The sequence below is a fragment of the Microbulbifer maximicatervae (SeqCode) genome, assembly GCF_052467505.1.
Genome location: NZ_CP174313.1, coordinates 3,653,538 through 3,660,754 on the forward strand (window position 1 = coordinate 3,653,538; position 7,217 = coordinate 3,660,754).

Consider the following 7,217-nt stretch of genomic DNA (forward strand, 5'->3'; position numbering starts at 1 on the left):
TGATAATCCCCTTACTCTTCGCTTTCAGCGTTATCGGAAGAAGCTTCTGCAGCGTCGGAAGAAGCTTTCTCTTCTCCGGCGCGCTCGCGACGCTCGGTGCGCTCTGCACGGGCAGCTTTGCGCTCACGGCTTTCTTTTTCCGCTTTCATGATCGGGCTCTCTTCAGTGATCGCCTCGTCTTCACGAATTACCAGATTACGGATAACCGCATCGTTGTAACGGAAGTTGGTAGTCAGTTCCTCAAGGGCTTCTTCAGAACATTCTACGTTCATCAGAATGTAGTGAGCCTTGTGGATCTTGTTGATCGGGTAAGCCAGACGGCGACGGCCCCAGTCTTCCAGACGGTGAACCTGTCCACCGCTCTCCTTGATGGACGCAGTGTAGCGCTCCACCATGCCAGGTACCTGCTCGCTCTGGTCCGGGTGAACCAGGAATACAATTTCGTAATGACGCATTTTAGCTCCTTACGGGTTAATCAGCCTCTCGGACAGTCCGATGAGGCAAGGAGTACAACGGGCACGGATAAACCGGGCCCATTGCGGGCGGCGTATTCTAGGCAGTTGTGGGGTTGGTTGCAAGTTAACCAGTTGCATCAGGCCCTGTGCCTTCGCCCACCCGGTTGCAAGCTGATCAAAATGACTACCCTGCCACTCGCCTTGTCTCTGAGATTTGGCGGATTGGGACACAGCACTGCTCGGTCTGGTCATGGGTTTGGCAAGCTGGCTTCGCCTATGATGCCGGACTGTTAAAGGGAGAAGTACCATGCCCCAACAAACCCACCAATTAGAATTTGGCGCCTTCCAGGTACCAGTAACCACAGTACACAACGGCGAAGGCCCCCTGGTATTGGTACTTCCCGCGATGGGCGTACCGGCCAACCGCTACCGCCTGCTTCTGGAAGAGCTGCAAAAGCTCGGTTACAACACCGCCATCAGCGAATTGCCCGGCACCGGGGAGAGCCTGCCGCGCCCCCACCGAAATGCCGACTACGGTTACAACGATCTGGTGTTTTCGTTTATCCCACAGTTAATCCAACTGCTGGAACAGCAATTCCCTCAGGGGCCAGCACTGATTCTCGGCCACAGTATCGGCGGTCAAACCAGCACCCTGGCAGCCCGCGCCGGCCTCACTGGCAACGCCAAGGTTGTCAGCATCGCCTCCGGCCATGTGGACCATCGCAGCTGGAGTGGTCTGCACAAATACGCCATCCTGCTCTTCGCCTCAATTGCCAGTGTGACCTCAAGCCTGCTGGGTTATTTCCCCGGTGCGCGCATGGGATTCGGCTGGCGCGAAGCGCGCAGGCTAATGAAAGACTGGGCCCGATCCATATTTAGCGGCCGCTTTGCTCCAGAGGATCGCTTTGGGCAAATGGAAAAGACAAGCCAGCCCACCCTGCATATTGCGCTGGACGGCGACCCCTTCGCCCCTATTCAGGCCGCCCGTAAATTAGCGGCGATCGTCGGCGGCGAAACCCGGGAGATGAAACCCACTTATCCCAAGGGCAACCCTCACCTCAGCTGGATCAAGAATCCCGCCCCCGTAGTTGAGGCAGTACAGCAGTGGCTACACAAAGATCCCGCTCTCAACTGATTCCTTTTTTCTGTCTTTCCTGCATGGCCAAGAAAGCAATTCACAGCTTTCTTAGCCATGTATTAATAAAAACTGCCCGCTCCACCTCCCTCCCACATCGCAGCCAACAATCTTATTTGTCTTTCCGGTTTTCACGGTTCAGTTCCGATTGTGGCCAGTGAACCAATCTCTTGAGCGGTAAATTCACCACTCAAACGACATCGCTAAAGTAGGTTATCCCGATGAACAACAGCCCATTCAATACCTTCACCCAATTGCATCGTGCCGCAGCCCCATTGATCCTGCCAAATGCGTGGGATGCTGCCAGCGCTTTAATCTGCCAAAACACAGGCGCCCAAGCGGTAGGTACCAGCAGTGCCGCCGTCGCCTGGTCACTGAGTTATGCCGATGGCGGCGCGCTACCCGTTGAGGAACACTTGAACGCTATCGCACGGATTGCCCGGGTGACCTCATTACCTCTGAGTGTGGATATTGAAGATGGATATTCCCAAAACCCCAAACAGGTAGCTGAGCTGGCCTGTAAAATGGTGGAGCTGGGCGTAGTGGGTATCAATATTGAAGATGGTAACGGCACGCCCGAATCTCTCAGTGAAAAGCTCGGCGCTATTCGTAATGCACTGAACGGCCGCCCGCTTTTTATTAATGCCCGTAGCGATGTTTATCTCAATGCACTCGCAAGCGGTGATAAAGCGGTAAATATGTGCATAGAGAGGTTAGAGCTTTATAAGAGTTCCGGTGCTGACTGCGGCTTTGTGCCTGGGCTCTCTTCAGTTGAGGAGGCAAGGAGTTTGGCAGCGGGTATCGACCTGCCAATCAATATTATGCTGCTTCCGGGAATTGCTCCTATATCAGAGTTTTTTGCCGCAGGCATAAAGCGCTTTAGTACCGGGCCAGCTTTATTCCAATCTGTCTATGGCCATTTAAGCGAATCATTAAAACAGCTGGCAGCGGTTAAAAGTGACACTAATTTGTTTAGTAAGGCGTTGGACTACGGCACTATGAACTCTGCATTTACTTAAAGGATGTGGAAAGAAGTTTTATGTCCGAGTATTTCTATACCCGGCTTGTAAGGACTTGCAGTAACCCCGTGGATCAAAGTTTCGAAAGAACTAAATAAATCTCCGCTCACCAACCTAATATGGGAACACCGCAAGTTTAAATATTGAGCAATTCTCTAAATCTTAAATTGGGAAAAATTAGCTGTAGATATTTATACGACCCAACTGATGAGTTTAAAGAAACCATTACTCTATTAGGTAAGAGCCAGTTACCATTATTTATTTCGATTGCCAACCTGCCCACTTAGCAACATCTACCAGAACAACAAATGGTACTACTATCAGCCACCCACAAATACTTTTCATTCTCAGAAATATATTATTTTCCTAGTATCATTCTATGCCTCTGATATAAGTGCCATGACACTTTAACTTTTAGAGCAGTGTCAAATTGCTGCTTTTTATCTCAGCAAATATTAATAAGAAAGCCCTAAGGGGCTCCGAATAACTAAGCGATTCGAGAATCCAATTAACAATAAAAGTCATGGTAGATACTTTCATCACCATCCAGAGGTTATTTGGAAAGCTTTATAGAGGCCAGATTTGTTATAACCACTAGATTGCACGGCCAGTGAAGATCATCCCTAGCACGCGCAGAATAGATCAACTATTAGCCGTTGCGCTGACGCACGGCCTCAAACAAGCAAACACCTGTGGCAACAGAAACATTTAAGCTACTTACCTCTCCCGCCATAGGAATTTTGATCAGATGATCGCAATGTTCCCTAGTCAGACGCCGCAAGCCGCTGCCCTCGGCCCCCATGACTAGTGCCAAGGGGCCGGTTAATTGGCTTTGGTATACATCCTGTTTCGCCTCACCGGCTGCACCATAAATCCACACTCCCGCCTGCTGCAGCTGCTGTAACGCGCGAGCCAGGTTAGTCACGGTGACAAAGGGCAATACTTCGGCAGCGCCGCAGGCCACTTTGCGGGCTGTTGGCGTCAGCCCGGCAGATTTATCTTTCGGCGCAATCACCGCATGTACTCCGGCAGCCTCTGCCGAGCGCAGGCAGGCACCCAGGTTGTGGGGATCAGTCACTCCATCCAGCACTAATAAGAAAGGTGCTTCCCCGCGCTGATCCAGTTTTTTCAGCAGGTCGAACAGGAATTTCTCATCGTGGACTTTTGTTTTGCCAGAACAGATGGCAACGACACCCTGGTGATTAGCGCCATCCTCTACTTTCTCATCCAGCGCTCGCCGGTCGATAAAGCGCACGGCAATATCATTTTTTTCCGCCTGCTGGATTATTTTTTGCAGGCGCTGATCCTTGCGGCCACGCAGTAACAGAAGCTCCGATACATTCTGCGGAGAACCTTTTAGGAGGGCCTGCACCGCGTGCAGGCCATAGATAACTTCCTGACTCAATTTATTCCTCGATCACTTTTTCTTTTTACTGCTAGAAGAAATCTTTTTCTTCTTTTTTAGTTTACCCGAACGGGTTTTGGCGTTTTCAGCCTTTTGCGCGGCTTTACGGGCAGCCACTGCAGGCCGCTTTCCGCCCTTGCGTGTCGGGGTACGCTTTTTAATCTTGCGTTTGGGCTGGGCATCTTCGCCTTGCCTGCCTTCACCTCGCCTATTGAGCGGCTCTTTTTCCGGTTTTGCTACAGGGGCTTCAACACTGGCCTCCACTGGCACAGCCTCATCTGATCCCACCTTGCGCTTGCGGAAAGGCGAGGACTTGGCTGTGGTCTCGGTATGCTTGGCCCAGGGGTTAGCACTGGTATTGCTGGTTTTTTCTTTTTTATCGCGGCCCCGGCGCTCGCGTTCCAACTGATGTTCTACTGCCATTTCCATAGCGCGGGCACTCACCCGCGTACTCTCTTTCTTTTTCTTCGACTCACGCTTTGCGCGTGGGACCAGTTCATTCAAGGTGAAATCCACCTTGCGCTCTTCGAGATCCACCCGTGCAACCTGCACGGTGACAGAGTCACCCAAATGATAACGCTTGCCACTGCGCTCCCCGATAAGACGCTGGTGCGCCTGCTCAAAGCGGTAATAGTCTTTGGGTAGGGCGGTGACATGAATCAGCCCCTCCACGTAGAGATCATCCAACTCCACAAATAATCCAAAGCCGGTTACCGCACTGATAACACCGGAATAGGTTTCGCCCACATGATCCTGCAGGTATTCACATTTTAGCCAGCTGAGCACATCCCGGGTCGCATCATCGGCACGCCGCTCGGTCAGGGAACACTGCTCCCCAAGTTGCAACATGGCCGGCATGTCGTAGGGCAAAATCTGCTCGCGAGCTATCGGTTTGGCACCGGGCACAGAGTGAACTTTTTTTGCCACCGCAGCTTGGTTGGCGCTGCCGTTGCGTATCAACCAGCGCAGCGCTCGATGCAGGAGCAAATCCGGATAGCGGCGAATCGGGGAGGTGAAATGGGCATAGGCTGGGTAATCCAAACCGAAGTGTCCGCGATTCTCCGGCTGGTAAACCGCTTGGTTCATAGAGCGCAGCAGCATCACCTGAATAATATGCGCATCTGCACGGCCCTCGATCTGCTCCATCAGGTCCTGGAAGTCTTTGGGCTGGGGCTCACCACCACCGGGAAGGCGCAATCCCAATTCACCCAGGTATTCGCGCAAATTACTGAGTTTTTCCTCTTTGGGCGCATCGTGTACCCGGTAGAGTGCGGGCAGTTCCGATAGCTCCATCAGACTCGCCGCGCAGACATTGGCCGCGAGCATACACTCTTCGATCAGCTTGTGAGCATCGTTGCGCACCACCGGGATAATCCGCTCAATTTTTCGCTGGGCGTCAAATATTATCCTCGTCTCAGTCGTTTCAAAATCAATGGCCCCACGGCGCTCCCGCGCTCCTCGCAATGCCAGGTAGAGATCGTGCAGGTTATCCAAGTGTGGAATCAGGGTCGCAAATTGCTTGCGGGCACCACTGTCGCGGTTATCCCGCTCATCGAGTATTTGCCCTACCTGGGTATAAGTCAGGCGCGCGTGGCTGCGCATAACCGCCTCAAAGAAACGATAATCCTGAATTTCACCGCTTCGGTTGATGTGCATTTCGCACACCATACACAACCGATCGACATCGGGGTTCAGGGAGCAAAGGCCGTTGGACAATTTCTCCGGCAGCATGGGTACAACGAAATCCGGAAAATAAACCGAGTTTCCACGGCCGTGCGCTTCCTCATCCAACGCACTACCCGGACGTACATAGTGGGAAACATCGGCAATGGCTACCAGCAATTTCCAATTGCCATCGAGTAAAAGTTCGCAATAGACCGCATCATCAAAATCCCGCGCGTCTTCACCATCAATAGTAATCAGCGGCAGCTGGCGCAGATCCACCCGGGATTTTTTGTGATCCTCAAGCACTTCATCGGCGATTTCATTGACCTCCGCCGTCAGTGCACTGGGCCAGGTGTGGGGAATTCCGTAATTGCGAATCGCAACGTCAATCTCCATACCCGGGGCAAGGTGGTCACCGAGAACTTCGCTAACCTCACCTTGCGGCACTTTATCCCGGCCCGGTTGGGTAACAATTTTTACTACGACATACTGGCCGTGATTGGCTCCGGCGGTATCCTCAGAGGCCACCATAATATCCAGGTTAATACGAGGATTGTCCGGGCGCACAAAACAAATACCGTTTTCCCGGTACAGGCGCCCAGCCAGCTGCTCGGTATTGTGCTTGATCACCCGAACAACAGCGCCCTCGCGTTTACCGCGAAAACCTCCGGGCGTTTCCCGCACTAATACTTCGTCACCATCAAAGACTTTGCGCATCTGTCGGTGGGATAAAAAAAGATCGGTGCCGCCATCGCTGGGGATAACAAAACCAAAACCGTCCCGGTGCCCCATAACCCGGCCGCGTATCAGGCTCATTTTATCCAGAACACCAAAATCACCGGCGCGGTTGCTGGCAATCTGCCCATCCCGGGACATGGCGATCAAGCGGCGGCGCACCCCTTCGCGGCGATCCTCATCGGTTATTTCCAGTAAATCGGCCACCGCTTCCCAGGGCACAGGTTCCGCCTGCTTCTCAAGGACTTGTAACAAGTACTCCCGACTGGGCACGGGCTTTTCATATTTCTCCGCCTCGCGCTGGGCATGAGGGTCAACATTGAAGGGGTCTGAGGTATTTTTTTGAGTCAAAACAGCATCCGTTGTTGGGCAGTTGCCAGGGTTGGCAACCTCCGGAGATTATCCGGCCATAAAGAAAGGCGGCGCCGATGGTGGATTCCTGGTCAATAATTCGCCGCTATTGCACGCATTATAAGCGATTTCGCCGATTTTCCCGACCCAAGAAAGAAATGTTGAAAAAAGCGCAACGCAGCCGTTGACACAGGGGGGGCAGATCTCTATAGTTCGCGTCCTCAACGGAGCACACGTTGAATTGCCCAGGTGGCGGAATTGGTAGACGCGCTAGCTTCAGGTGCTAGTGACCTTACGGTCGTGGAGGTTCAAGTCCTCTCCTGGGCACCAATTCCAAAAAGGCTGACTCGCAAGAGTCGGCCTTTTTTGTTTGTGGATTTTACAGTTGCCAAGATCACTCCGCTTCTTTTCGATTACTTCAAAAGATAAAACACCCGATGTAAAAAAGCCGG

The 7,217-nt window shown here is 52.4% G+C and carries 5 protein-coding genes and 1 tRNA gene; 3 read left to right on the forward strand and 3 right to left on the reverse strand.

Annotation, left to right across the window (positions count from 1 at the left end; all coding sequences use genetic code 11):
* Positions 1 to 11: 11 nt before the first annotated feature.
* Entirely contained in the window at positions 12 to 455 is a 444-nt protein-coding gene (gene rpsF, locus ACJJIN_RS16210; RefSeq protein ID WP_282930240.1) for a 30S ribosomal protein S6, read from the reverse strand.
* A 307-nt stretch (positions 456 to 762) separates the two neighbouring features.
* Between rpsF and ACJJIN_RS16215 the strand changes: the two genes are divergently transcribed.
* The gene (locus tag ACJJIN_RS16215; protein ID WP_444895409.1) at positions 763 to 1,590 is read left to right on the forward strand and encodes an alpha/beta fold hydrolase; all 828 of its coding nucleotides are present in this window, start codon (positions 763 to 765) and stop codon (positions 1,588 to 1,590) included.
* Between the two features lie 221 nt (positions 1,591 to 1,811).
* Positions 1,812 to 2,609, forward strand: a complete 798-nt coding sequence (locus ACJJIN_RS16220) for an isocitrate lyase/PEP mutase family protein (RefSeq protein WP_444895410.1) — start codon at positions 1,812 to 1,814, stop codon at positions 2,607 to 2,609.
* Positions 2,610 to 3,258: 649 nt separating this feature from the next.
* Here ACJJIN_RS16220 and rlmB read toward each other — a convergent pair.
* Both rlmB and rnr read right to left on the reverse strand, forming a co-directional pair.
* On the reverse strand, positions 3,259 to 4,014 hold the full coding sequence (gene rlmB / locus ACJJIN_RS16225; RefSeq protein WP_413664132.1) for a 23S rRNA (guanosine(2251)-2'-O)-methyltransferase RlmB: 756 nt from the start codon (positions 4,012 to 4,014) through the stop codon (positions 3,259 to 3,261).
* A gap of 12 nt (positions 4,015 to 4,026) precedes the next feature.
* Positions 4,027 to 6,765, reverse strand: coding sequence for a ribonuclease R (rnr, locus tag ACJJIN_RS16230; protein WP_444895411.1), 2,739 nt, complete (start codon positions 6,763 to 6,765; stop codon positions 4,027 to 4,029).
* 243 nt (positions 6,766 to 7,008) lie between these two features.
* Here rnr and ACJJIN_RS16235 point away from each other — a divergent pair.
* Positions 7,009 to 7,095, forward strand: a tRNA-Leu gene (locus ACJJIN_RS16235).
* Positions 7,096 to 7,217 lie beyond the last annotated feature (122 nt).